Source organism: Photobacterium sagamiensis, assembly GCF_050337085.1.
Classification (GTDB): Bacteria; Pseudomonadota; Gammaproteobacteria; order Enterobacterales; family Vibrionaceae; genus Photobacterium; species Photobacterium sagamiensis.
This window is the reverse complement of sequence record NZ_JAKJSP010000016.1, coordinates 16570-42018: the sequence shown is the minus strand read 5'-3', so window position 1 is coordinate 42018 and position 25449 is coordinate 16570. Positions and strand designations below refer to the sequence as shown.

The 25449-nt window shown below is 46.3% G+C and carries 26 protein-coding genes and 1 tRNA gene; 8 read left to right on the top strand and 19 right to left on the bottom strand.

Annotation, left to right across the window (positions count from 1 at the left end):
- Position 1: 1 nt before the first annotated feature.
- From L4D76_RS06810 to yhfZ (L4D76_RS06790), 5 genes are all read right to left on the bottom strand, one after another.
- Positions 2 to 82 (bottom strand) — tRNA-OTHER (locus tag L4D76_RS06810).
- A 132-nt stretch (positions 83 to 214) separates the two neighbouring features.
- Positions 215 to 1516, bottom strand: a complete 1302-nt coding sequence (locus tag L4D76_RS06805; RefSeq protein WP_428440164.1) for a YhfT family protein — start codon at positions 1514 to 1516, stop codon at positions 215 to 217.
- A 9-nt stretch (positions 1517 to 1525) separates the two neighbouring features.
- Entirely contained in the window at positions 1526 to 1885 is a 360-nt protein-coding gene (locus tag L4D76_RS06800) for a DUF2620 domain-containing protein (RefSeq protein ID WP_428440163.1), read from the bottom strand.
- A gap of 17 nt (positions 1886 to 1902) precedes the next feature.
- Positions 1903 to 2778: a phosphotriesterase family protein gene (locus L4D76_RS06795; RefSeq protein WP_428440162.1), complete on the bottom strand. Its 876-nt coding sequence runs from the start codon at positions 2776 to 2778 to the stop codon at positions 1903 to 1905.
- Positions 2779 to 2810: 32 nt separating this feature from the next.
- On the bottom strand, positions 2811 to 3707 hold the full coding sequence (yhfZ, locus tag L4D76_RS06790) for a GntR family transcriptional regulator YhfZ (RefSeq protein WP_428440161.1): 897 nt from the start codon (positions 3705 to 3707) through the stop codon (positions 2811 to 2813).
- Positions 3708 to 4276: 569 nt separating this feature from the next.
- Here yhfZ (L4D76_RS06790) and L4D76_RS06785 point away from each other — a divergent pair.
- From L4D76_RS06785 to L4D76_RS06775, 3 genes are read left to right on the top strand one after another with little or no spacing between them, the layout of a single operon-like run.
- Positions 4277 to 4594 (top strand): PTS sugar transporter subunit IIB, encoded by a 318-nt coding sequence (locus L4D76_RS06785; protein ID WP_428440160.1) that lies wholly within the window; start codon positions 4277 to 4279, stop codon positions 4592 to 4594.
- A 14-nt stretch (positions 4595 to 4608) separates the two neighbouring features.
- Positions 4609 to 5934: a PTS sugar transporter subunit IIC gene (locus tag L4D76_RS06780; protein ID WP_428440159.1), complete on the top strand. Its 1326-nt coding sequence runs from the start codon at positions 4609 to 4611 to the stop codon at positions 5932 to 5934.
- 2 nt (positions 5935 to 5936) lie between these two features.
- Positions 5937 to 6275: a PTS lactose/cellobiose transporter subunit IIA gene (locus L4D76_RS06775; RefSeq protein ID WP_428440158.1), complete on the top strand. Its 339-nt coding sequence runs from the start codon at positions 5937 to 5939 to the stop codon at positions 6273 to 6275.
- A gap of 181 nt (positions 6276 to 6456) precedes the next feature.
- Here L4D76_RS06775 and L4D76_RS06770 read toward each other — a convergent pair whose 3' ends face one another.
- The 9 genes from L4D76_RS06770 to yhfZ (L4D76_RS06730) form a co-directional block, all read right to left on the bottom strand.
- The gene (locus tag L4D76_RS06770) at positions 6457 to 6651 is read right to left on the bottom strand and encodes a YwbE family protein (RefSeq protein ID WP_428440157.1); all 195 of its coding nucleotides are present in this window, start codon (positions 6649 to 6651) and stop codon (positions 6457 to 6459) included.
- A gap of 639 nt (positions 6652 to 7290) precedes the next feature.
- On the bottom strand, positions 7291 to 9486 hold the full coding sequence (locus L4D76_RS06765) for a carbohydrate-binding protein (RefSeq protein WP_428440156.1): 2196 nt from the start codon (positions 9484 to 9486) through the stop codon (positions 7291 to 7293).
- A gap of 161 nt (positions 9487 to 9647) precedes the next feature.
- Entirely contained in the window at positions 9648 to 10874 is a 1227-nt protein-coding gene (locus tag L4D76_RS06760; RefSeq protein WP_428440155.1) for a phosphopentomutase, read from the bottom strand.
- Positions 10867 to 12048 (bottom strand): YhfX family PLP-dependent enzyme, encoded by a 1182-nt coding sequence (locus L4D76_RS06755; RefSeq protein WP_428440154.1) that lies wholly within the window; start codon positions 12046 to 12048, stop codon positions 10867 to 10869. The genes L4D76_RS06760 and L4D76_RS06755 overlap by 8 nt, the downstream gene beginning before the upstream one ends.
- Before the next feature lie 76 nt (positions 12049 to 12124).
- On the bottom strand, positions 12125 to 13426 hold the full coding sequence (locus tag L4D76_RS06750) for a YhfT family protein (RefSeq protein ID WP_428440153.1): 1302 nt from the start codon (positions 13424 to 13426) through the stop codon (positions 12125 to 12127).
- 9 nt (positions 13427 to 13435) lie between these two features.
- Positions 13436 to 13795, bottom strand: a complete 360-nt coding sequence (locus L4D76_RS06745) for a DUF2620 domain-containing protein (RefSeq protein ID WP_428440152.1) — start codon at positions 13793 to 13795, stop codon at positions 13436 to 13438.
- 16 nt (positions 13796 to 13811) lie between these two features.
- The gene (locus tag L4D76_RS06740) at positions 13812 to 14687 is read right to left on the bottom strand and encodes a phosphotriesterase family protein (protein WP_428440151.1); all 876 of its coding nucleotides are present in this window, start codon (positions 14685 to 14687) and stop codon (positions 13812 to 13814) included.
- 24 nt (positions 14688 to 14711) lie between these two features.
- The gene (locus L4D76_RS06735; RefSeq protein ID WP_428440150.1) at positions 14712 to 15068 is read right to left on the bottom strand and encodes a hypothetical protein; all 357 of its coding nucleotides are present in this window, start codon (positions 15066 to 15068) and stop codon (positions 14712 to 14714) included.
- A gap of 18 nt (positions 15069 to 15086) precedes the next feature.
- The gene (gene yhfZ / locus L4D76_RS06730; protein WP_428440149.1) at positions 15087 to 15983 is read right to left on the bottom strand and encodes a GntR family transcriptional regulator YhfZ; all 897 of its coding nucleotides are present in this window, start codon (positions 15981 to 15983) and stop codon (positions 15087 to 15089) included.
- Positions 15984 to 16388: 405 nt separating this feature from the next.
- Here yhfZ (L4D76_RS06730) and L4D76_RS06725 point away from each other — a divergent pair, with 405 nt between their 5' ends.
- Positions 16389 to 16829, top strand: coding sequence for a hypothetical protein (locus L4D76_RS06725; RefSeq protein ID WP_428440148.1), 441 nt, complete (start codon positions 16389 to 16391; stop codon positions 16827 to 16829).
- 135 nt (positions 16830 to 16964) lie between these two features.
- Here the strand turns inward: L4D76_RS06725 and L4D76_RS06720 are convergent, their stop codons facing one another.
- Positions 16965 to 17585, bottom strand: a complete 621-nt coding sequence (locus tag L4D76_RS06720) for a LysE family translocator (RefSeq protein WP_428440147.1) — start codon at positions 17583 to 17585, stop codon at positions 16965 to 16967.
- A 125-nt stretch (positions 17586 to 17710) separates the two neighbouring features.
- On the bottom strand, positions 17711 to 18292 hold the full coding sequence (locus tag L4D76_RS06715; RefSeq protein WP_428440146.1) for a TetR/AcrR family transcriptional regulator: 582 nt from the start codon (positions 18290 to 18292) through the stop codon (positions 17711 to 17713).
- 130 nt (positions 18293 to 18422) lie between these two features.
- On the opposite strand from L4D76_RS06715, the gene L4D76_RS06710 reads away from it, so the two are divergent.
- A complete protein-coding gene (locus tag L4D76_RS06710) occupies positions 18423 to 19466 on the top strand; it encodes an alkene reductase (RefSeq protein WP_428440145.1) in 1044 nt (347 codons plus the stop codon).
- A gap of 115 nt (positions 19467 to 19581) precedes the next feature.
- Here the strand turns inward: L4D76_RS06710 and L4D76_RS06705 are convergent, their stop codons facing one another.
- Entirely contained in the window at positions 19582 to 20238 is a 657-nt protein-coding gene (locus L4D76_RS06705; RefSeq protein WP_428440144.1) for a cupin domain-containing protein, read from the bottom strand.
- 177 nt (positions 20239 to 20415) lie between these two features.
- On the bottom strand, positions 20416 to 21285 hold the full coding sequence (locus tag L4D76_RS06700) for a LysR family transcriptional regulator (protein ID WP_428440143.1): 870 nt from the start codon (positions 21283 to 21285) through the stop codon (positions 20416 to 20418).
- A 142-nt stretch (positions 21286 to 21427) separates the two neighbouring features.
- Here L4D76_RS06700 and L4D76_RS06695 point away from each other — a divergent pair, with 142 nt between their 5' ends.
- Complete coding sequence (locus tag L4D76_RS06695) at positions 21428 to 22051, top strand: glutathione S-transferase family protein (RefSeq protein WP_428440142.1); 624 nt, start codon at positions 21428 to 21430, stop codon at positions 22049 to 22051.
- A gap of 85 nt (positions 22052 to 22136) precedes the next feature.
- A complete protein-coding gene (locus L4D76_RS06690; protein ID WP_428440141.1) occupies positions 22137 to 24257 on the top strand; it encodes a pyridoxamine 5'-phosphate oxidase family protein in 2121 nt (706 codons plus the stop codon).
- Between the two features lie 94 nt (positions 24258 to 24351).
- Here the strand turns inward: L4D76_RS06690 and L4D76_RS06685 are convergent, their stop codons facing one another.
- Positions 24352 to 24909: a TetR/AcrR family transcriptional regulator gene (locus L4D76_RS06685; RefSeq protein WP_428440140.1), complete on the bottom strand. Its 558-nt coding sequence runs from the start codon at positions 24907 to 24909 to the stop codon at positions 24352 to 24354.
- A 142-nt stretch (positions 24910 to 25051) separates the two neighbouring features.
- Between L4D76_RS06685 and L4D76_RS06680 the strand changes: the two genes are divergently transcribed.
- On the top strand, positions 25052 to 25384 hold the full coding sequence (locus L4D76_RS06680; protein ID WP_428440139.1) for a hypothetical protein: 333 nt from the start codon (positions 25052 to 25054) through the stop codon (positions 25382 to 25384).
- Positions 25385 to 25449 lie beyond the last annotated feature (65 nt).

The window sequence follows — 25449 nt, the reverse complement described above, 5'->3', positions numbered from 1 at the left end:
CTGGGTCTCCCTGCTGGACTTGAACCAGCGACATACGGATTAACGTAACAATCCGCCGTTCTACCAACTGAACTAAGGGGGAATTGTATGGTGCCTCAGGGAGGAATCAAACTGATCCCTCCCCATAATATTTTTACATCCTTTCAAAAATCATCAGTGTCAATACACTTATTATTTGTAGGTCAATGAATATATTAATGCTAATTTTTTTGGGTTAAATTGTGAAAAGTCCCAGTACATACAATATGTTCAGGATGAAACCTGTCAGGATGGCCGCAACTACCGGGACTGCTATTTTAAGTACAGGCCGGCCCATAACCTCGTTAAAGTAATAGAGGATAGCGAAGATAGTGAATCCGGTTGTGGAGCCCATTTTCATCACTGCCAGTACGCCACCAATCAACAATGCAAACTCCATTAGGGTATTCATTGAGTTGCGAATGTTATCTGACGAATTGCGGATGGACGGGAATTGCTCCAAGAAGCCGCCTATCCCTCGCAACAGGAAGACTTCAACACAAATAATAACGGCACCCAATGCCGCTGCGATCGGGATACTAGGAGCAAGGTAGCCGGCAACAAACACAAAAGACATTCCTACGACACCGTAAATCCCTGTCGTGAGAGCCGTGGTCGCGATCAGCGGGAGAAATGCGAGACCGCGCATAAACTCCGACAGTGCTACCCGCTTCATCGCTGCATCATAAGCAACAGGATCGGTCTGTTTGTACACTTCGCCCAGTGTGTAGATGGACACTTCCGAGCCGGCAAAAATACCTGCGTTCGCTACTGCGGCAATCAGGGCGCCGGTGACAGCAAGGAAAGGCAGGTTTTTGACGATACGTCTTTTACGCTCGTCAAACAGGCTGTGCATACCTGACATATCGGGTGGTGATATCCCGTTTTTCCTGTCAGTCAGATCTTTGCGGATAGCACTAGCCACTAACATGACCATACCAATGAAGATCTGAATCGGTTCAGGATAGATCGCGGTGAATTTGATGACCAGCAGGCGGGAAATGATAACAACAACGGCTGCCACCACCCCGGCTCGCCAGCCAAACTGATAGAAAATCGCAAGCAGCGGGAACAGAGCAAACGCCGACATCACCGGCGTACCCAGCTCGGCCAGGGCACCTAATGCATCGATCGGCAACCCGGTTAATACGGTATTGACTGCCGTGAGCGATGTGACCACCAAGATCCCCCACAAGCCACCAGCCAGTCCGGCCAGTACGCGGCTGCCGATCATCACGCCCAGAACATCAGTGGGTAAAAACAGCAACCAAGGGTTGAGTAAGCCGGTTGAAAGAGTGAATGAAATCCCCACAGAGACAACAAAACCAATAGATAAGCCAAATGCGGTAGAGCCCGCATCGCGCCTTGTCATATTCCCATCCGCAACCTGAGGAAGCATGGGGCGGATCCCATCGTGGAATACTGCGGCGCTCATGTTGGCGATAACCGCGGTCATGGCGCAGAGCAGTGCGACTAATCCAATATGCATAACATCCATGTTTTGTCCTTACTTCTTGGTGAGGATAGAAATGAGCATAGGAATGGCGTGTTCAACATGCTCAATAGAAAGTCCGAAAGCCACCTTACCCTCATCGACAAAACGCTTTACTTCGTCTGGTTTAGCCTGAATGGATGGCTTGGCGATGGTGCAGCTCTGCGGGTAGCCAATAATAGCGATTGCCATAGACAATGCCGCACCTGCACCCGTGTTACAGCAGCCGATGTAATAATCAAGCTGGCCAGTTTTCACTTTCATGGCTGCATCCATGTCGTTCAGGATGTGGCAGTCAAAGATACCGGGGGCCGTGGCGTCAATTTGCTCTTTTATCTGTTCACGCTGCAGACCAGCAATACCTATTCGTTTCATACAGTAACCTCTTTTATTTAGCCAAATAGCTGGGTTGGATTGTGTTTCAGCATGGTGTCTATCTCTTGCTGGCTGATCCCACGCTCGCGCAGCATTGGGATGAATGTATCTATCAGGTAGCAAAAACCCAGACCGCCATTTTCTTTCAGGTGAGACCGGCGAGTGATGTCCATGGAAAGCATGACTCGCTCTAAATAACCGCGTTCAGACAGGGCTTCCAACATGTCTAAGCGCTTGGTATCGGGGTAATAGCTGTTTTTTCCGATCGTATCGAACTGCACGTAGCAGCCCTGATCAATGAGCCAGATAATGTCATCAAGGTTGTCTTTCAGATCACAGTGGCCAATCGTCACTTTGTTCATGTTGACGCCGTACTGCTTCAGCCACTTTACCTGTTGGCGACCCATCGTACTCATCGACTGGTGAGTAGATATTGGGCAGCCTGTTTCCAGGTGGGCATAGGCGGCAGCTTGAAATACTCTTTTCTCGATGTCGGTAAACCTGTTCTCACTGCTGCCGATTTCACCGATTAAACTGGCTTTCAAATCGCTTCCGGCAATGCCGTTCTCGATTTCACCGACCATCTCGCGACCAATTTCCCGTGCCGACTTGGTATACAGCTCAGGCGGGAAAAAGCCATTGATGTAGTAGCCCGTAGAAAGTAAGACATTCATCCCGGTATCACGCGTTAAATCTTCAATAAAATGATGATTTCTACCCATAAAACGATTGGTCACTTCTACGATGTTGGATACACCGCGTAACTTGAGTTGCAACAGTTCTTCTTTGATCAGATCGTACTGATCCAACCTGCAGTCGATATCACCTTTTTGCGGCGACAAATCAATATGCAGGTGTTCGTGAACATAGGTATAACCGCTGTCGTCAATCATATTGCTCTATTTTTCCATCACCGTTTAATTCGCTAATAACTCGGCGTTATCTCGCCTGCCACGACTTTTTTCTGGTGAGTGATCAGGGCATCCCTGTCGATTAGATTTCTCAAGAGTGTTTTAATATACACTGCCTCATTTCGGACCAATAGTACCGCCTCAGAGGCCATTTCACACTCGGGGATATGGTTAAGTGACTTTTCTGCCAGACCGAACTTATCCATGTCTATGGCTTCCGTCAGCCAAATCACCGCATCTATATCCCTGCTGGCCAAATGGGCCAAACTGTCACCGTAATTGATTTCGACAATGTCAATATCTTGATCCGGGAAAGCCAGTTTGGTCAGGATCTGCTGGTCGGGAGAATCCGGATCGACGCCAACACGGCGGATGGCACCATATTCGCCCTTACGGTAAATCACCCTGTGATCATGCGAATAGGAGTTCTTTCCCAAATTAACGGCAACCGTCAAACCGTCACTGTAACTCTGTGCTGCAAGCTTCGACATCATGGCGATGTCATGCACGCCGGAGCTTAACAATTTTGCTCTGATCCCGGCACCTCGCATGTGAGCGAAGTACAACGGCAAGCTACCCATCTGGGCTTTCAATCCGCTAGCCAATCCTTCGTATTGCTTGGTGTAAGGCAGCGGCATAGCACACACAACGTTACCAAGCCCTGCCAGACGGACAATTTCTTCACTGTCTAAGCGAGATATATAAGTACCATTACGGCCCTGTCTCGAAAGTGCTATCACACCCTTAGCTTCAATTTTTTTTAAGGCTTTTTGAACTAAGCCAACCGACAGCTCGAACTCTTCAGCCAGCGAATCAATAGTACGCAAACGAGCGCCTTCTTTTTGAGACATCAAATATCGCGCGATATTGATGACTGCGGCACCTTCTTTTTTTATATATGTTTTAGGCATATCAAAACCTTCATTATTATGAATGTTTAAATGATACGCCTATGTTAGGCCAAGTAAATTAGTGCCGACCATAAATGAGATGCCTATCAATAAGAAATAGGCTATGAGGGCATAATATACCTTCCAGGCCCATTATCAAATTAACCCTCGCCTCTGTCGCATGATTTCCATTTATATTTGACATTACTGTAAGTCTTATTAATTTGCCATGAAGAGGTGACGTCTTTTTCATTTTATGAGAGCGACATTCCAATAAGGGAGGTAATTGATAGCCCATCGATACCGTGCTCTGAAAATATCCTTCACTTCACGCTGGCTTAGTTTGCAAGAAGAATAATCACGAATATATTGAAAAAGGTCTTTAAGGGAAAGTGACGAAGTTCATAACTGACCCTTTTGGTTTGCAACAGAACCATTGATAATTCTAATTGCGTCGCAAATAAGTGTCTTTCTTATCATCAAAAAAATGAAGATTTAAATTCTGTGAGTTTGAGCAGCCCATTTATTTTCAATGCAGATTAATATCTGCTCATAAATTTTCGGGGAAAAATAAGTTCAAAGGAAAGAGTATGAAAGTTTTTCTATGCTGTGCTGCTGGAATGTCAACCAGTATGCTTGTAAAAAAAATGCGGGAATCCGCTGATAAACAAAACATTGATTGCACTATTAATGCTTATTCAGTTTCTGAATTTGAAGCGTCATTAGCTCAGAACGATGTTTGTCTGGTAGCACCGCAAGTTAAGTTCCAATTTGAAGATTTCAAGAAACGTGCTGAAGATAGCGGTAAAGCTTGTGGCCTTATCGACATGATGACCTACGGCATGATGAAAGGTGACGTAGTTCTTGAACAAGCAGTAAATCTTTATCAATCGATGAATAACAAGTAATTAGGAGTTAATTCATGTCTGTACTTAATGGTGTTATGGGCTTCGTTGAAAATGTCGTGGCTCCTGTTGCCGCGAAGGTTTCAACTCAGCGCCATATCAATGCAATAAAAGATGGTTTCGTGGCAACAATGCCGTTTTTGATTGTGGGCTCTTTACTTTTGGTATTAGCTTTCCCACCACCGGGAGATAACTTTTTCCTTAACGGCTGGTCCTCCCTTACGGAGATGATTGGTCGAGATAATATACTTACACCGTTCCAGATCAGTATGGGAATTTTTGCTGTTTATGCCGCATTTGGTATAGGCTTTAGTTTGGCTGAATCATATGGGCTACGCGCACAAAACTCTGGTTTACTATCATTATTCACCTTCCTTTTGGCGGCAGCTCCTCTTCAATCCGTTGAAGGTGTTGGTGGTGTGATACCAGCGGCTTATCTGGGTGGTACTGGCGCATTTACCGCAATCATGGCTGGTTTGTTTGTTCCGGAACTACAGCGCTTCTTGCGTGATAAGAAGATCAGCCTCAAATTACCAGAAGCTGTGCCTGAAAAAATCGCAGCGTCATTTGACCTGCTAATTCCAATCGTCATTCTCGCAATATTGGTTCCGGGCCTTAACTCTATTCTTGGTGGCTACGACCTAACGATTCCAGCTGCTGTTATGGAATTATTCATGCCATTAGTATCGGCATCAGACTCGTTCTTGGCATGTCTACTTGCCGTTGTTATGATTCAGCTACTTTGGTTTGCTGGTATTCACGGTTCAGCCGTTGTTGTTAGTGGTATCTTGGCTCCAATCCTATTGGTCAACCTTGGTACAAACCAAGACGCACTTGCAGCTGGTCTTGAGTTACCGAAGATTTTCGTTAACCCGATACTTGACTTCTTTATCTTTGTTGGTGGTGCCGGTGGTACTTGGGGCCTCGTTGTTCTGATGATGCGCTCGAAGGCTACCCACCTGAACGTAATCGGAAAGATGTCAATCATTCCTGGCACCTTCAATATCAACGAACCAGTTATTTTTGGTACGCCTATCGTAATGAACCCGAACTACTTCATCCCTTGGATGCTTTCACCAATGATTAATACATGTATTGTGTGGTTTGCCTTTAAGACTGAGATAGTGTCTAAGATTATTGCACTTCCACCGTGGACGATGCCAGCGCCTTTTGGTGCGGTTATCGCGACAAACTCAGGTACAGCGGCCATTTTGGTTGTAGTCTGCGTACTGGTGAGCATGGTTATTTTCTATCCGTTCTTCAAGGTACATGAAAAGCAATTGCTTCTCGAAGAGCATGCTAATACTGAAGATGCACCGAATGCAGAACCTGTAAAGGCTTAATCATGACTTTCGAAATTAATACTCAAGAAGATATTACTGAAGAGTTTTTAATGACGCTACTTTGCAAAGCAGGTGAAGCACGTTCAGCTGTTATGCAAGCGATGGGTGAAGCTCGTAATGGTGAGTTTGAGCGTTCTGAGGCGATGCTGGTCGCTGCTGAAGAGGCGCTTACCGAAGTACACAAAACGCAAACAGGCTTAATTGGTTTCGATGAGGGTGAAGGTAAGGTCACGATGACTCTTATTCTTACTCACATTCAGGACCACATTATGACTGCTATGTTATGTCGCGATATGGCGAATGAGATCATTGCTATTCACCGTCGGCTAGACAACGCATAGAGTAAGCGGCGATAACGCTGAGTAAATAGCTCTAACTAACTATTAAGGAGGCCTTTTAACTGGCCTCCTTATTTTTTTGTGCGCTCATCACTCAGTCGCTCATCAAATGGTCAAGAGTAATAATGAGTGTGTCAATGTCAGAAAAACAGGCCATCGTTTGATGGCCTGTTTTCATTTATTCTTAATCTAAAATTTCTTTCACTCGACCGACATCACCGCTTTCTAACCTAACCTTAATACCATGGGGGTGTGTCGGTGATTTAGTTAGAATATCTTTCACTATTCCCTTAGTAAGGTTTCCTGTGCGCTGATCTTTTTTCAATACAATTTGAACCTCTAGTCCTGCTTGTATATCTGAGCGGTTGGTGCCATTCATAAGTTTATCTCTGCTTAATCGAGTTCTTTGATATCTGTAGGTCGTAATATCACTCACTTGCAATACATTAGCTAGTACCTTGACTCATAAATTATGATTGATTGAACAGATTAGTTTTTTATCTATGAAGCCAAACCGTCGTCATCCTCGCTCTTTGTCATCAATTAAAGAGCTTAATGTTGATTTTTTCATTATCGATTGGATTTACAGTAGCGATTATCGGGGATCCACAGTCCACTGAACCTTCCGTGCATGATGGATCCCTGATAACCGCCAGGTAAGTTTTGAGAAAGCCTACAAGTTCAGTGTTTGGCGGTTTCTGGGATGACGGACTTAAACCGTTTCAATCATCTTCACTGTGTTTAGGTACTAGCTTTATACCCAAACCACTTCAAAATGCAGAGTTCAAAAGAGACACACTCTTCTATTAATCACTATCCTTGAACTTGACTCCAGTAGTGTTCTGAATGGTTAGATATTTAATGGGATCGGGAATATCTGTACGACAGCAGTTTCCCGGTTGTGAGCAGTGATACAAATATTGATGTGATGCTGAAGCAAAAAAAAGTCCTCAACCTTTCGATTGAGGACTTATATTTAGAGGCAGCATCTCTGCTGCCATTTTTATTAATTATCTATTTAGCTGCAAGCCTTAACGAGCGCCCATGGACCACCCGCATCAGGCTGGTTGTTATTTGTCCACCATTTTGCCTTATAGACATTACCCTGGTAAGTCACCTCATCACCGCCGGTGTAGACAGTACCTGATACCCATGGTGCTGGACATGTTGTCGATGCCCCAGCTTCAAAGCTGACCACCAATACAGATGAAGCACTGACCGCCGTAAAGGTATAGCTGTTAGCGACAGGCTGTGTAACACCGTCTACCACAATAGATTTCACTTTGAATCCACTGTCGGCAATGAAATTGACGGTAAAATCTGTTCCGCCTTTGGCTTGTAGAAGACCATTTGCATCTGGTGTCGGGGAAATAACACCGCCAACGCCGTTGACCGTGGCACTGATTTCAAACATCACAGAAATATCCGTGGTAACTTCAGAGAAGTTTCCGCTAAAGCCTGCAAAATTTGATGCACTCAAAGTTTTAACATCAGTATTTTTCAGTACGATTCTTTTCTTGTCGCCTTTTGCATACGGTTCGATCAACGTGAGTACCGTGTCAGCCCCTTCTTGTGTCAGTTTGACGGCAGAAAATGGTACTGGCTGATTGCTTGGTACTGTCAGAACAGTTTTGGCCGTGTCGAAAGTGTTGGCGACCAATTCCATGTTCCAACCCCAGTTAATGTGGTTGAGGGGAACAATGAAGCCAAGACGATCGTATCCACCAGTGATGTTGCTAAACATCTCAGAAGTAATGTCAGCAAGAGTAAGGCCAACTAACTCGTAAGAGGCATATATCCCGCCATCTTCTGCTTGTGGACCAACGATGATCGATGTTGGAGTCTCGTAAGCCTTAAGGTGTTTAAATCCGATACCGGCACTGCCTTCGATTTTGTCAACGGCCGGGTCAAAGCCCTGTACCACTTGCTTACCAGTATTCCATGCAAGAACATAAGTATCTGACTTGGATAGCACAGCTGCTGGATTTGCAGAAACTGCAGCGGCAGATACGCCTTTCAGCACAACACTCTGTCCGGCAAATTGCAGCTCGGTATCACCGGCCATGTCTGAAATTGTCAGTGATGCCAGCGGATCAGGTGTCTGCCAGCCTCGAAGTACAATCAGATCATCACCTACGGTGAAATCAGCAACCGTTGTGACAGAGCCTTTTTCTTCATTGAGTAGAATTTGGTCTTTGCCGCCACCGGTGATCACAGTATCACTGCCCCATCCGGCTGTCATAACTTCGTTATACGTGGAGCCGTGCGTTATGCTGTTTCCAGGGACATCAAACAAGGTGTCGTAACGACCGAACTTGTGCACGTATTTCGTAATGCAGGTACCCAGTTCATCACAGGTAATTTGGTCCTTGGTTAGCAAAGTGGCAGTTCCCCATGCCCCGCGAAGGTGGGCGGCAGCCAGAAGCCCTGACATTGTCGCTTGCACTTGGATTGGCTGGCCGTTTTCATCTAGATCTGGCCAGCTTTTTGCCAGCGCCTGCGCCCATGTCATGTTGGCATCGGCTAGCAACTTGGACATCACTTTGTAGTTGAAATGCATCGCATCACGTATTACCAGCTCTTGATTTTCCGGTAGGAGCAAGTCATTAAACGAGTTCACGCCGTTTTTACCAACAAAGGTTCCCTCCCATAAGTTGGTATCTGTGACATAAACTTTATTGCCGCCAGATCCTTCAATTTCAGCCAGAGCTTCAGTTTTACAGCCGATCCAGGTGGAATCAGGAACGAACATGTAGAAACTGTCATAATTTGTTCCGTCGATGGTGACTTCTTTCGGGCTATAGTAACCCGCATCGATCAGCACGGCCTCACCGAGTTGATATCCGACAAATCCCCATGCGTTCATTGAATTAAATTGCATAGAACGGAACATGGCGCTGTCGTTAGGGGTCAGCGGGTTGTAAATGGTGTCTATCCCCAGCTTAGTGAAAAAGCCGTTGATGGTTGTTGGCTCTGAGACCATAATTCCGGTAGAACAATCTCGCACCAGGCGGCCAGGCTTGGTCACTTTGGAATAGGTGTAGACTGGGTTATCTAAATTCTCCAGGTAGAAATCAGCAAGCGCCGGATTAATCCCCGATTCAAAATCGCGCAGCGCATCAAGAAAAGCTTGCATCCCGCCCTCTGCGGCAAACGCAGGAGAAGACAATCCTAAAATAACGGCAGCTGATACTGCTTTAATATGTGTTTTCAATGTTCTATCCTTGTCATTGGTACATTTAAATAGGGCATAGGCCCAGGTGTCATTCCCAATAACAATTATTGGGAACTAATTTTTTAGCTTGGCAAAGGTGCTGCAGCCGGTAGCGCTTGTGGGCTGAACAACGTTCTCTGACCTTGTGCTGTTGCATAATTCTATTTAATAAGAGATAAGAACGAGCTTCCGCTTACGGGCAACCCCGCACCAAAAAATGCCGTGGCACTGGCTCCCACATCGGCAAGTGTGGTTCTTGTCCCCAGCTCGACGCCGCGGGTATGGTTTTGATACACCAACAGGGGCACCTGTTCCCGGGTGTGCCGGGTATGGCCGATAAATGGGTCATTGCCGTGATCAGCCATTACCACCAGCAGATCATCGCTTTCCATCTGCGCGATGACCTGTTCTAACCCCTTGTCTGATTTCTCAAGTATTTTCCAGTACTGACGCGGATCCTGAAGATGTCCGGATAAATCTGTTTCCTGGATATTGGCGCAGAAAAAACCTGTTGTATGTTGCTGTAAATCCTGATGCAGAAGCTCAAAAACTCTCTCAGTATCGACTACTGAAAGGTAAGAGGTTCCGGTTTCATTCTGGACAATATCTGCGACTTTGCCGTACAAGTATGTGTGTATGCCCACTTCGTTCAGTTTTTGAGGAACCTGTGCGGCAGCATCGACGCCATAGCCCAAATGGACCACCTGAAATCCGTTGTCATAAGTACCGGAATCTGGCGCGTTGACGCCTATGTATTTAACTTCGCCCTTTGGATCAGCCTTGGTTTCGATGGCATCGAGTATTTGCTTCATTGAATTCACAAGACCACCAAAGGCAATATTGCGGCCTACACCATTGGCTGAACGCACCACCTGGCCAATCTGCCTGACCTGCTCGAAACTGATCTGAGAAAAATTTGCTGTCAGGTTGTATACCTGTCCCAAGTCAGCTTCAAGATTGTCACCCACCACGACGCAATCATTCACGATAAGAACCTGCAATCCGGGTTTTCCCAACCGCCTAACCTGATGGTTATTTTTCAGTAATGCCTGTTCTATGGCATCAATCGACTGCTGAAATGGCATGACAACCGGCGGTTTGGGAAGGGTACCCATGATCTCCTGGTGGCCCATGAAAGTGTCTCCGCCTTCATGTGCAAGCCATGCCAGGCCCCAGTTCGCACCGGGGTTTGCCTTCATAACCGATTTTGTTTCGCCCACGACATTGATTAGCCCAAGCTTTTCAAGCGTTGGAAGCGTTTTTAGCGGGAAGTGGTTGAGTAATTTTTCTGCGGTACTGGCACCGGTGTCCTGAGGGCGCACCACCGGAACATCCGGCATTTCACCGACACCGAAACCATCTAATACCACCACGATAAATCTAGCCATAAGACACCTCATTGCCTAAAGAGTCATAAGTGCCCACTAACTGTGGAGCACCCTGAGAAATACCTGAGATCAGTGCAACATCGCTGCGGGTGACGAATATTTGAGTGCGGAATGCCATAACCACCGGCGAGCCAATAGCAAATTTCCCCTCAAGCTTTAGGTGGTAATCAATACTTGAATCGTCATCGTTGCTAACGGGCACGATCACCTCCTGCCCCGTTTGGTCGTTTTCATCTTGCCGTACCAATGCCGAAACAAGATTACCCCGGCGGTAATAGCCGCCACCGTAGCAGTAACTGTGCTCTCCATAATGATGTGAAACCTCACTAAGATAGAGCATCGAAATCTTTTCAGGCTGGCTGCCGTCCTGATTGGCGGGTGTCGTACCTGTCAGCGCATGTCCGGGTTCACCGTGCGTGCCCCCGTACTCCGCCAGCATGGGAAGTGTTTCACAGCTTGTCGACGATGGACCGTTTAATTGTTCAACGGCATATCCCAACGCTTTAGCCTTATTCGCTGCTAATCTCAAGGTGATCAGATTCACCGTGGGCTGTGTCGTGTTGGTTTCAGAGTTGTATAAAAAGCAAGGGAAATGCGTCAGACCAACTAGCTTGAGATTGGGTAAAGCTGTTATCGCTGCCAGAACCTGTTCCAGCAGTTCGAAAGGGAAACCTGATTCTTGATTCACGTATAAGTGATCATCCACTCGGTAAAACTTCAGCAAAATCCCTTGTGTTCTGTTCGCTTTTACCGCCGCTGAAGATATTTCCCGGGCCTTATCCAGCGAGTAGACGGTGATCACCTCGGGCTTGGTATCCGCAACCAGCGAAGGAATCATACTGCTTGGCGGCTGCACCAGATGGCCGATGTGGGCCACCTTGATTCCGGCCCCAGCAAGTTGACGAGCCTCCTTAAAATCAACGCAGACGATACCCTGGTACTGACATTCTTCCACCAATATCCGGGCAAGTTCTGGGTTGCGCCCGATCTGCTTGGTCATCGCATAAAGCTTAATACCCAGTTCGTCCGCTTTGGCTTTGATGCGGTTGGCATTAGCCGTGAACTGATCAACGTCAATGACATAGGTATCAGGTAATAGCCGGCCTTTACTCAAGTAGTCGGCAGCCGTATCTATTAGTGCCTGGTTCTGCTTTTTTAAGGCATTCAAAAACATAAAGAGAACCTTCTTATATAGGATAAGAGCCCGCCCGTTGTTGCTTAGGGGGAGGTGAGCGAGCTCTTATATTGGGTTAAATTGCGAATAGTCCCAGTACATACAGTATGTTCAGGATGAAACCTGTCAGGATGGCCGCAACTGCAGGCGCTGCTATTTTGAGTATTGGTCGGCCCATGACCTCGTTGAGGTAGTAGAGAATGGCGAAGATGGTGAATCCGGTTGTAGAACCCATTTTCATTACTGCCAGTACGCCACCGATCAACAATGCAAATTCCATCAATGTATTCATTGAGTTACGAATATTATCTGAGGAATTACGGATGGACGGAAATTGCTCCAGGAAACCACCGATCCCCCGTAATAAGAAGACTTCAGCGCAGATAATGACGGCACCCAGTGCTGCTGCAACGGGAACACTTGGAGCAAGGTAGCCAGCAACGAATACAAAGGTCATACCGACGACACCGTAAACCCCAGTCGTGAGAGCCGTGGTCGCGATCAGAGGGATAAATCCGAGGCCACGCATAAACTCTGACAGAGCGACCTGCTTCATCGCGGCATCCTGAGCAACAGGATCAGTCAGTTTGTACGCCTCGGCCAGTGAATAGATGGACACTTCCGAGCCGGCAAAAATACCTGCGTTCGTCACCGCGGCAATCAGGGCGCCGGTAACGGCAAGGAAAGGCAGGTTTTTGACGATGCGCTTGGTGCGTTCGTCAAACAGGCTGTGCATGCCTGACATATCAGGTGGTGATATCCCGTTTTTCCTGTCAGTCAGATCTTTGCGGATTGCGATGCCTACCAACATGACCATACCAATGAAGATCTGGATGGATTCAGGATAGATCGCAGTGTATTTCATGACCAGCAGGCGGGAAATAATAACAACGACGGCTGCCACAGCCCCGGCTCGCCAACCAAATTGATAGAAAATAGCAAGCAGCGGGAACAAGGCGAATGCCGACATCACTGGTGTACCCAGCTCGGCCAGTGCACCTAAGGCATCGATCGGCAACCCGGTTAATACGGTATTGACTGCCGAGAGCGATGTGACTACCAATATCCCCCACAAGCCACCAGCCAGTCCGGCCAGTACGCGGCTGCCGATCATCACACCCAGAATATCTGTAGGTAAAAAGAGTAACCAGGGGTTGAGTAAACCGGTTGAAAGGGTGAATGAAATCCCCACCGAGGCAACAAAGCCGATAGATAAGCCAAATGCAACAGAGCCTGCATCTCGCCTTGTCATGTTACCTTCAACGAGCTGAGGAAGAATGGGACGGATACCATCGTGGAATACTGCCGCGCTCATGTTAGCAATGATTGCCGTCATGGCACAGAGCGATGCAACTAACCCTAAATGTACAACATCCATGTTATGTCCTTACTTCTTAGAGAGGATAGAAATGAGCATGGGAATGGCGTGTTCGACATGCTCAATGGAAAGTCCGAAAGCCACCTTGCCCTCATCGACAAAACGCTCGACTTCGGCTGGTTTGGCCTGAATGGATGGCTTGGCTATGGTGCAGCTCTGCGGATAACCAATGATGGCGATTGCCATGGATAGCGCCGCGCCTGCCCCCGTGTTGCAGCAACCGATGTAATAATCCAGCTGGCCGGATTTCACTTGCATTGCTGCATCCATATCGTTCAGGATGTGGCAGTTAAAAAGACCTGGGGCGGTAGCATCAATTTGCTCTTTTATCTGTTCACGCTGCAGACCCGCAATACCTATTCGTTTCATACGCTAACCTCTTGATTTAGCCAAATAGCTGGCTGGGATTGTGTTTTAGCATGGTGTCTATCTCTTGCTGGCTAATGCCACGCTCGCGTAGCATGGGGATGAATGTATCCATCAGATAGCAAAAACCAAGACCGCCATTTTCTTTCAGGTGAGACCGCCTAGTGATGTCCATTGAAAGCATGACCCGCTCTAAATAGCCGCGTTCAGACAGCATTTCCAGCATGTCTAAACGTTTGGTATCTGGGTAATAGTCATTTTTTCCGATCGTGTCGAACTGCACGTAGCAGCCCTGATCGATGAGCCAGACAATGTCATCAAGGTTGTCTTTCAGATCGCAGTGGCCGATCGTCACATTGTTCATGTTGACGCCGTACTGCTTCAGCCACATTACCTGCTGGCGGCCCATTGAACTCATCGACTGGTGAGTGGAGATTGGGCATCCTGTTTCCAGGTGGGCATAGGCGGCAGCTTCAAATACTTTTTTCTCTATGTCGGTAAACGTGTTCTCACTGCTGCCGATTTCACCGATTAAGCTGGCTTTCAAATCACTTCCGGCAATGCCGTTTTCGATTTCACCCACCATCTCGCGGCTGATCTCCCGTGCTGACCGAGAGTGCAATTCGGGTGGAAAAAAACCATCGATGTAGTAACCTGTTGAGAGCAAGATATTCATTCCGGTATCAGCCATTAAATCTTCAATAAAATGATGATTTCTGCCCATAAAACGATTAGTCACTTCTACGATGTTAAATACACCGCGTAATTTGAGTTGCAACAGCTCTTCTTTGATTAGATCGTACTGATCCAGCCTGCAGTCGACATCGCCTTTTTGTGGCGATAAATCAATATGCAGGTGTTCGTGAACATAGGTATAACCGCTGTCGTCAATCATATTGGTCTATTTTCCCGTCACAATTTATTTCGCACAGTAGAGCGAGAACAGGTTGCAAAGAAAGAACGAGTTTTCCGTATCCGGAGCCTGCTCGATACCAAAGCCGTCAAGGATCGTATTGTTTGTCGCCTCGATCACCGGGAAGTCATCATCGCTTGTGATCTCGGCAAGAAGCTCCTCATCCAGCCCATGTTCAATTGGCTCGCCGGAGAGAATACGATCCGTTGCGCGTGCGAGGTGGGTCATGGCTAGCTGTAATTGCTCTGTTGATGTGTCCAGCTGCCATTTAGAAACCAGCAGTTCGACGGCTTTTACTGTTCCGTCATGAGCAATCTGGGATATCACCCCCGCATCTTTAAGTAACGCTAACCTTTGCTGCATTATTCCTCCGCATCTTCGCTAATAGCTCGGCGTTATCTCGCCTGCCACGACTTTTTTCTGGTGAGTGTTCAGAGCATCCTTGTCGATCAGATTTCTCAAGAGTGCTTTAATATGCAGTGCCTTATTACGAACCAGTAGTACCGCCTCAGAGGCCATTTCACAGTGGCGGATATGGTTAAGTGACTTTTCAGCCAGACCGAATTTATCCATATCTATGGCTTCCGTCAGCCAAATCACCGCATCTATTTCCCCACAGGCCAAATGGGCCAAACTGTCACCGTAGTTAATTTCGACAATTTCAATGTCTTGATCCGGGAAAGCCTGTCCGGTCAGGATCTGCTGGTCGGGGGAATCCGGATCGACGCCAACACGCCGGATGGCATCATATTCACCCTTACGGTAAATCATCCTGTGATCATGTGAGTAGGAGTTTGCTCCCAACTCAATGGCAACGGTTGAACCGTCGCAGTAATTCTGTGCTGCAAGCTTCGACATAATGGCGATATCATGCACGCCGGAGCTTAACAATTTTGCTCTGACCCCTGCCCCTCGCATGTGGGCAAAATACAGTGGCAAGCTGCCCATCTGAGCTTTTAATCCGCTGGCCAACCCCTCGGAATGCTTGGTATAAGGTAACGGCATGGCACACACGACGTTACCAAGTCCCGCCAAACGAACAATTTTTTCACTGTCCAAACGAGAGATATAAGTACCATTGCGGCCTTGTCTCGAAAGCGCTATCACACCTTCTTCTTCAATTTTTTTCAGGGCTTTTTGAACTAAGCCAACCGACAGCTCGAACTCTTCAGCCAGCGAATCAATAGTACGTAAACGAGCACCTTCTTTTTGAGACATCAGATATCGGGCGATATTAATGACTGCGGCACCTTCTTTTTTGATGTACTTCTTGGTCACATTTAAATCTTCATTTTTTTGAATGTTTAAATGGTACGCTTATGGTGAACTAAGTAAATTAGTGTTGGGCATAAATGAGATATTGGTCAAAAAGAAATTTTTCGAAGCTTATTAACATCAAGCTTTCTTGTTAGAAAACCCAGTTTTCGACATAAACTCATCCATTCTAGTGCCTTGATAACCACTTCGAATGCAGGGCTCTGCCGTCACCTCAATGAATACCAATCGGGATAACATCAGCCTGTTCTCATCTTTCTTGCTCACCTTCATCTCCCAACAATAACCGACAAAAATAAACTAAACAGTTTCGTATCAAAAAGTCTTGACATATTCTTTCTGTGAGCTATTCTCTATCACAAGCAAAACAAAACGAAACAGTTTAGTTCATTCGCAAGGGGTTATAATATGTCAGTTAAAACAATTGCACTATCTACATTATTATTGGTTTCTGCATCAACTACGATGGCCGCTCCAGGTAATGACCATGATCATAACGTCAGTGATCGCTATGCGAATGAACTTCGCCTGAAAGCTTTTGAAGGTGAGGCTGCTTATCAAGTAAACGTTAATCCACAGCTGTTGGTTGACCATGACGAGAACGTATCAACACTCCGTGCCACAGAATTACGTAAGCAAGCATTGAGTAAGCCTGTACGTAATGTTGAGTCATCCGTACAACGTGATCGTGACGAGTCCGTATCAACACTGCATGCCACGGAGTTACGCCTGAAAGCCTTTGAAGATAATTCCTTTGCTATGACGCAAGTTGGTCAAACAGGTGGCTATGATTTCTCATCTGACTCTGTAACCAGTGGTATTGGCAGTCATCATCAAAATCACCGCTGATCTTCAAGAAATGGCGTTTTAATAATGGCCAGATTATTATCCCGATTGGTATTAAGGTTGCCTCTGGCGGCCTTCGTCGTATCGGAACGTTACAGTTTCACGCTGTACCCAGAACCACGTTCAGTTCTAGCGTTGTTAACCTAATACCAGCCATACACTCACGCCCATCATTAGGCTTCCGGCAATCCTATTCATAAGCATGACATTGCCTCGCTGTTGCAACAGGCCGCGCAGGGTACGACCGCCAGTTGCGTAAAGCAGCATACAGATCAATTCAAAACACAAGATCACACTGATCAGAATGGTTGCCTGCGGACGCAACGGCAGACTCGCATCGATAAACGGTGGCAACAGCGAAATCATAAACGCCCACGCTTTCGGATTGGCAATAGCGGTAACAAATCCCTGAGTGGCCAGTGCAATCGGCGTGACGTTTACCTGACTCTCCAAATCGGTAGGAATAGCCATTTTCCCGCGTGAGCGCCACATCTGAATACCCAGATAAAGCAAGTAGGCTCCGCCTAAGTATTTCAACGCCAGAAAAATGTTGGGATGGGCCAGCAAAATAGTCGCGACGCCGATCAATGCTGATATGGAAACTAACGCGACACCGACTAGCTCACCCGCCATCATCCACAAGCTTCGACGAACGCCAATGGTCATGCCCAAGGTCATCGCCAGCGTCATACAAAGTCCCGGCGTGGCTGACACCGCGAAGAAGGTTGGTATAAATATTATTAAAACAGAAGGATCCATAGGACTTATTCTAAAATAGGAAAAAAAACAGTCTACATACCCTGAAGGCAATTACCAAAGCAATAGTTAGCTGCGGGCTATCAACACTCTAAAATGCAGTAACTTAGGGGGCCAACTACCTATGCTCAAGCACAGACATCTTGATAAAGCTGATCGGCCAATTGTTGTAACACTTCTGCTTGAGGGTGGGTATGAGCGAACGTTCTCAGGCCATATATCCCCATTACAAAATAGCGTGCCAAATGAGCGCTGTCTCTCTGCGTTGTCAGCTCACCGGTTAATTTTGCTTGCTCAAACTTATCGGTTAAAGCTTGCTGCCAATTAGCGAGGCTTTCAGAGATCATGCTTTGGACTTCAGCATCTTGATCGGCCACCTCATTGAGTGCTTTCGTAAGAAGGCAAGATTGGGATGCGTCACAACTTAGGCACTGTTGGACGATATTATTCAGATAGTTTTTTAGCTCTACTAATACCGGTTGTGAACCTGAAAAAAAGCCTTGAAATTCAGCATTCCTGTCTTGCCTATATTGTTCTAAAGCGGCCAGTAACAGGCCACGTTTATTGTCAAAAGCACAATAGATTGAGCCTGGATGTAAACCAGTCACCTTGGTCAAGTCCTGCATACTGGTCTTGCCATAACCTTTATGCATAAAAGCGATCATCGCAGATCGCAGTACTTTTTCTCTATCAAACTCTGCATTTCTCATAGCTGTTTTTCACACTATTTAACCTTATCTAATTTGATTGTACTTAAAATTGAATATTTGTTCAAAATAACACTTGAATGATCGCTCAAGAAAGGGCATCTTGAATGGACATTCAAGAAAGGAAATCGTTATGACTGATAACCTGTTTCAACCTTTTGCTCTAAATAGTACGATTAGCCTTAATAATCGTATCTTGATGGCACCACTGACCCGCTGTATGGCCGACGATGATCTCGTACCGACACAGGCTATGGCTGAATATTATGGTCGTCGCGCCGAAGCAGGTTTGATCATTTCAGAAGCAGTTCTTATTCGTCCCGATGGTCAGGGTTACCCAAACACACCAGGCCTATTTTCACCTGAACAAATTAATGGCTGGCGCAAGGTGACTGATGCAGTGCATCACAACGACGGTAAGATTTTTGCCCAGTTGTGGCATACCGGCCGTGTTGCCCACCCTCACTTTTTTGGTGGCGGTGATGTTATGGCACCCTCTGCTGTCGCTGTTGAAGGCAGTGTGCCGAGAATGCGCGAGTTAACATATCAAGTTCCTAAAGCTGTCACCCATGATGATATTGCGCAACTTGTGAAAGATTATGCTCAGGCCGCCAGCAATGCTATCGATGCCGGATTTGATGGTGTCGAGATACATGGCGCTAATGGTTACCTTATCGATCAATTCTTGCACCATGACAGTAACCGCCGCACCGATGAATACGGCGGCAGCGCTGAGAATATGTCTCGATTTGCCTTAGCTGTGGTTGATGCTGTTACTGAGCGTATCGGTAATGAAAGAACGGCACTTCGGGTAAGCCCAGGAGCCTATGTTAATATGGCGGGCGATAGCCGTGACCGTGATGTCTTTGATTATCTATTGGCTGAGCTTGAACGCCGAGACTTGGCATTCCTGCATATCGGTATTTTTGACGACAGCATGGAGTTTGATTATCTCGGTGGTCGAGCATCAAGTTATGTGCGCGCTAATTACAGCAAAACGCTAGTCGGTGTCGGAAGCTATACGGCTGAAGCCGCAAGCACCGCGATTGCCGATGAGAAATTTGACTTGATTGCGATAGGTCGCCCTTTCATCGCAAACCCGGATTATGTTGCCAGAGTACGTGAAGGTGCTGAATTGGTTAACTATTCAGATGAGATGCTGGCCAGTTTGGTCTAGCAGAACTAAATAATAAGAGGAATTAGTCTTATGGCTACGGCTTCATAGTATTACCACAATATGACGAGGTTATCTCTCTTGGTGATATTTTGATTCCTTAAAAACGACAGTCGAGCTAGCTCGGTATGGGCAGATGTCCGGTCTTAACCAGAATGACCGTTTCTTGGGTTACGAAAGGATAATGTTCGCTCATATGTGGGCTTCGTATCCAGGTCTTAGCGGAATAGCGGCCATGCTCATCTTGAAACTCCCCTGATAAAACCAAGATTTCTTCGCCACCAAAGTGCCGGTGAGGTTGGAACCTCTTGTTTGCAGGCCACTTCACCAACGCGACATGTTCGTGTTCAAATTCGTGGAGCGGCATGACTTGTAGTCCGCCAATCCCAGCAAGCCAGGGGGTTGCTGAGGTATCGATGCGTACCTGTTTATCATCGCCCACGCTAAATTGATTAAGTTTGACGAAGATGATACAGCCTTGTTTGCTAAAAGGCGTATGATGGCTTCCGGGTGGATTACGAATATAGGTTCCTTTTTTGTAATCGCCCGTTTCATCAGAAAATACGCCATCTAAAACAAAGATCTCTTCACCCATTGGATGCTTGTGAGCGCTAAAACTGGCTCCTTTCTCATATTGCACGATGCTCGTTACATGACCGACATCCTCATCTGAACGAGCAAGTGGTTTACGAAGAACACCCGCTGAAGGGCTGGGAATCCAGTCTATCTGGTTTGTATCAATGACAACGCGTTTGCTGAAATCTAGATTAAGCATAATTAGGGCCTGTTTGATTAAAGTTCACCGTTTGTTTCTCCGTGATTAATTATCCCGATTGGTATTTCACTTCATATTGACTAGATGGTTTAATCTTAGGTCGGATTACAGACCACTGAAAAGCAGGTGCAATGTGGTCGGGTAGGAACTTTTTGGTACATCTTTATCATTTGATTTTTATCCTGAAAACTCAGCAATTAGAAAATCGATAAAGCAGCGGACTTTCTTCGACAGATAACGACGGTGTGGGTATATCGCAAATAAACCAAACTCCAGTGTGTGATAACCTCGCAAGATTTCTTGCAACAGTCCCTGCTCGACCTCTGATTCCACGATGAAACATGGGATCATGCCAATCCCACCATCAGCCATTGCAATTTCCTTCACCGCTCGCGGGCTATTAACCGCGATTCGCGAGCTGACCTCAATTGAATCAGTCTGTCCATCCGGCGATACAATCGGCCACTGTTTACCGATCCGAAAATTACTATCAATGATGCAGTTATGCTGGCTAATTTGCTGAGCGTTTTGCGGAGCCCCATTCCGCTCTATATACGCAGGGGATGCATACAATGATAAAGGCAGCGTTTTGATATGCCTCGCGATCAGGCTCGAATCGTCTACGCTGCCAATTCGGATCACGACATCAATGCCCTCTTCCAACATATCAATCATGCGATCCGATAACTGCAAGTCGATACTCATATCTGGGTAAGCATCCAGAAACTTGGGTATCAGTGGTGACAATTTCATCTCACCAAAGGTTTGTGGAACACTGACCCGTAACTGGCCTCGCGGGGCGGATTGCGATCCGGTTACGTTATCTACCAATGCTGCAAATTCTTCCAACAAAGGGATCACCTGATCATAATAACGCTGACCCGCTTCAGTAAGTGCCAAACGCCGGGTTGAGCGGTTAAATAAGCGCACACCCAGGCGATTTTCGACTTCACCCACATACTTGCTGACCAGTGCTTTTGATATGCCCTGCCGCTCGCTTGCAGCGGTAAACGACCCCGTTTCAACCACTGCAACAATTGTTCTCATGCCATCTAAAGTATCCATAATTGTCAATATAGCATTGACAATTATTCAATGAAAACCCTATTTATCAACAATCCGTTAACAACGATACTTATCCCATCAGCAACAGACCACACCAATCAAATATCACGCAGGAGTGAAAGTTATGTCAACAATTAAACTATACCGCCACGCACTTTCAGGTCACTCACATCGAGTAGAAGTGTTCTTGTCCATTCTTGGATTGAATGCCGATATTATTGATGTTGATCTGGCAAAGGGAGCCCATAAGCAACCTGAGTTTTTACAGAAAAACAGTTTCGGTCAGGTACCAGTAGTTGATGATGGAGACATCACGCTTTCTGATTCAAACGCTATTCTTGTATATTTAGCAACTCAATATGACGACAAGAACACGTGGCTACCGCAAGACGCTGTTCAGGCTGCTCAAGTACAACGTTTTCTCTCTGTTGCGGCAGGAAAAGTTAACTCCGGACCAGCTGCAGCACGTCTAGTCAATGTGTTTGGAGCGGGTCTCGATAAAGAAGCTGCCATTGCCACAGCTCACGGGATCCTCGCCCAGTTGGATAACCATTTGGAAGGCCGTGATTGGCTGGTGACAACAAACCCAACGATTGCTGATGTGGCCAATTACACCTACATTGCACATGCACCCGAGGGGGATGTTTCCCTTGAAGCGTATCCCAATATCCGCGCTTGGCTAACACGTTTTGAAGATCTGCCGGGTTTCATTCCGATGCATTCAAGCGCCGTTGGTCTGAACGCTTAAGTCAGCAACATAACCCTGTTTAAACCTGACAATCTCCCTCACCGGTAATTGTCAGGCATCCCCTTTAATTGGCAGGATTCGTGACATGAAAACGACATCAGATTCATTCTCTAAAAAGGACTCTTCATCTCAAGCTGAGCACTCACCTTTCCATCACGGAGAGCAAGCAGTGCAGAGTCGCCTGGGGGTGCGAGAAAAGATGGAGCGTTTTGGTCGCCAAGTTATCCGTGACTTTATGCCTGATCAGCACCGTGAATTTTATAACCAATTGCCGTTTGTTTTTGTGGGACATGCGGATAAAGATGGATGGCCCTGGGCATCTATCTTATTCAACGATCCTGGCTTCATGAGTTCCATTGATGACAAAACCTTAGAGATCAAATCCATACCCGTTGTTGGGGACCCTTTGGCAGATGCTATCCAGAAAGATACCCGGTTAGGTTTGCTGGGTATCGAACTGACCACACGGCGGCGTAATCGTTTGGCAGCGCATGTTATCGAATGTTCGACAAAACACTTTCGTGTTCAAATTGATCAGGCCTTTGGCAACTGTCCGCAGTACATCCAAACCCGTGAACTGGAAATGCTAGACCCAGCCCTGTCACCCCAACCATGTGTCGAACAAATTCATGCCTTCGATGAACAAGCCAGTACGTTGATTGCCAACAGCGATACATTCTTCGTAGCAAGTTTTGTCGATAACAATAGCAACCAGGCCAGTGAAGGTGCGGATGTGTCCCACCGCGGTGGCAGGCCTGGCTTTATTCGGGTAGACAATGACAAGACCTTAACCATTCCAGACTATCTCGGTAATTCTCATTTCAATACCTTTGGTAATTTTATTGAAAATTCAAAGGCCGGTTTATTGTTTGTTGATTTTGAAAATGGTCATCTGTTAACGCTAACCGGAACTGTTGAAATTCTATGGGATAGTCCGGAAACGAAATACTTTGAAGGGGCCGAACGCTTATGGAAGTTTCATATCGATCATGGCCGCTGGATCCGCCACGGTTTGCCGCTGCGCTGGAAATTGGATCAATTCTCACCAAACACCCTGCTAACCGGAACCTGGGAAGCTGCAGTAAATCTGCAACAGGCCGAAGCACATAAGAACGAGTGGTTACCGTATGCTGTGACCAAGGTGGTAGAAGAGAGCAGCGTGATAAAGTCCTTCTACTTGGAAGCTCAGGGACACCAGCCGCCAAAATTCGAACCGGGCCAGTTCTTAACCGTTAAAACCGAAATTGAAGGGCAGGAGCAGATCCGTACCTACACCCTCTCCAGCGCCCCGGCAGATCCACAATATCGTATTAGCGTCAAACGCGAAACCTCGACTGACGACAACATCCCGGATGGCGTTTTTTCTAACTATATTCATGATCATTTCAAGACCGGGGATATTCTTTATGCCAAGGCCCCCTGTGGTGCTTTTACTTTTGATGCCGCTGAAGAACGACCCGCAGTATTGCTGGCAGGTGGCGTAGGGATTACCCCCATGGTATCAATGGCACGTCATGCGCTTAATGAAGCGATCCGCACCCGTTCTGCCCGCCCCGTCACCTTTATTGGCGCGGCCAGAAACCAGGAACAAAGAGCTTTTTTTGAAGAGCTGAATACAATAGCCGAGGCGTCAGGCGGCCAGCTCAGAGCTTTTTGGTCACTGGGGCAGGTGGATAAACATCTAAGACCCGGTAGGGACTTTCATCATCATGGACGGATTTCGGGAGAGCTTTTACAGGCTATATTACCACTGGACGACTACGACTTTTACTTATGCGGCCCCACCGGTTTTATGCAATCCACCTACGACATTCTGCGTATGCTCGGGGTGAGTGATGCCAGAATATACGCCGAGGAGTTTGGTCCTGCTTCACTAAAAAGAGACGCAGATCATGCCACCGCCGAATTCAAGCCACTACCTGCGGCAACAGAAGCCATCATTGAATTCACAGATTCCAACGTGGAACAAGTGTGGTCAAAAGACGATGGTTCGTTACTCGACTTTGCTGAAGCGCACGGGTTTACACCTGAGTTTGGCTGCAGAAGTGGTCAGTGTGGTGCCTGTAAAACCAAACTTGTATCCGGCAAGGTGGCTTATCAAACGGATCACGCTTCATCAATCAACGAAGATGAGGTGTTGTTGTGCTGTGCAGTACCTGCAGCCATTGAAGGCGAGGAAATCATCAAACTAAGCATAAAACTCTGACCGTTCAAAGTGATAGTCGCTGTTATATTACGGCGACTATCACAGGGTATGGTTGAATACGATCTCAAACGTTACAGGGTTATGATTTTGGTCTCTAAAGGATCTCTCTGAGATACATTTCTTTTGCTATGTCGATAAGTGCCATGTTTTTAGTTATCGGTAACGATGCAATCAGGCCACTATAGATCAGCTCTGCTTTCACGGCTTTAAGGTGCGCATCATCGACATGATGCTTAACAAGCATTTCTGTAATTAAGTCAATTCTGCCTCGCTTGTATTGCGTACAAGTGGAAGCGATATCCTCATCTTTATTGCAAAATTCACTATAGGCAAGTTGGAAGTAACAGCCATAAAACTGATCATTCACCACCAGTTGACGGAGCCGTTCAAATAACTCTTCCACTTTTTGTTCTAACGAAAGTTCCGGATTGTTAATCAGGTCTTTCAGTGAATCAGTGTATTTATTGGCATAGTAACGAAGTGTTTCAGATATCAAGCACTCTTTTGAATTGAAATACCGATAAATAGTCGCTTTAGAAAACCCTGTTTTCGACGTGAGCTCATCCACGCTAGTACCTTGATAACCATTTCTAATGCAAAGATCGGCCGTCACTTCAATTATCTTCAGCCTCTTCTCTTCTTTCTTACTCATCTTCATTTCCTCGACAACAACTCCATACCTTAAAAATAAACTAAACAGTTTCGTATTGAAAGCCTTGACATGTCATTTCTGTGAGCTATTCTTTATTACAAGCGAAACGAAACAGTTTAGTTTACTCGGAAGGGGTTATAATATGTCTATTAAAACAATTGCACTATCTACATTATTGTTGGTTTCAGCATCAACTGTGATGGCCGCTCCAGAAAAAGAGCATGATGAAAGTTATGGAATGGCTTATGCGACACAATTGCGCATTCAGGCATTAGAACCTTCTACCGTAACTGCTCCTTCTTATGTAATTGTTGATAGAGATGAAAATACATCGACCTTACATGCAACAGAGCTTCGCAAGCAGGCAGCATCGGAAAAGACATATCACGCAACCAGTTATAGCTCACGAGATAGAGATGAAAAAGTATCGACCTTACATGCAACACAACTTCGCAAGCAAGCTTCATTGATGTAAGTGAAGCGCTCGTATGGTCTTGACGTTAGTTACGGTTTTTAAAACAAAAAAACCGCCATCAGGCG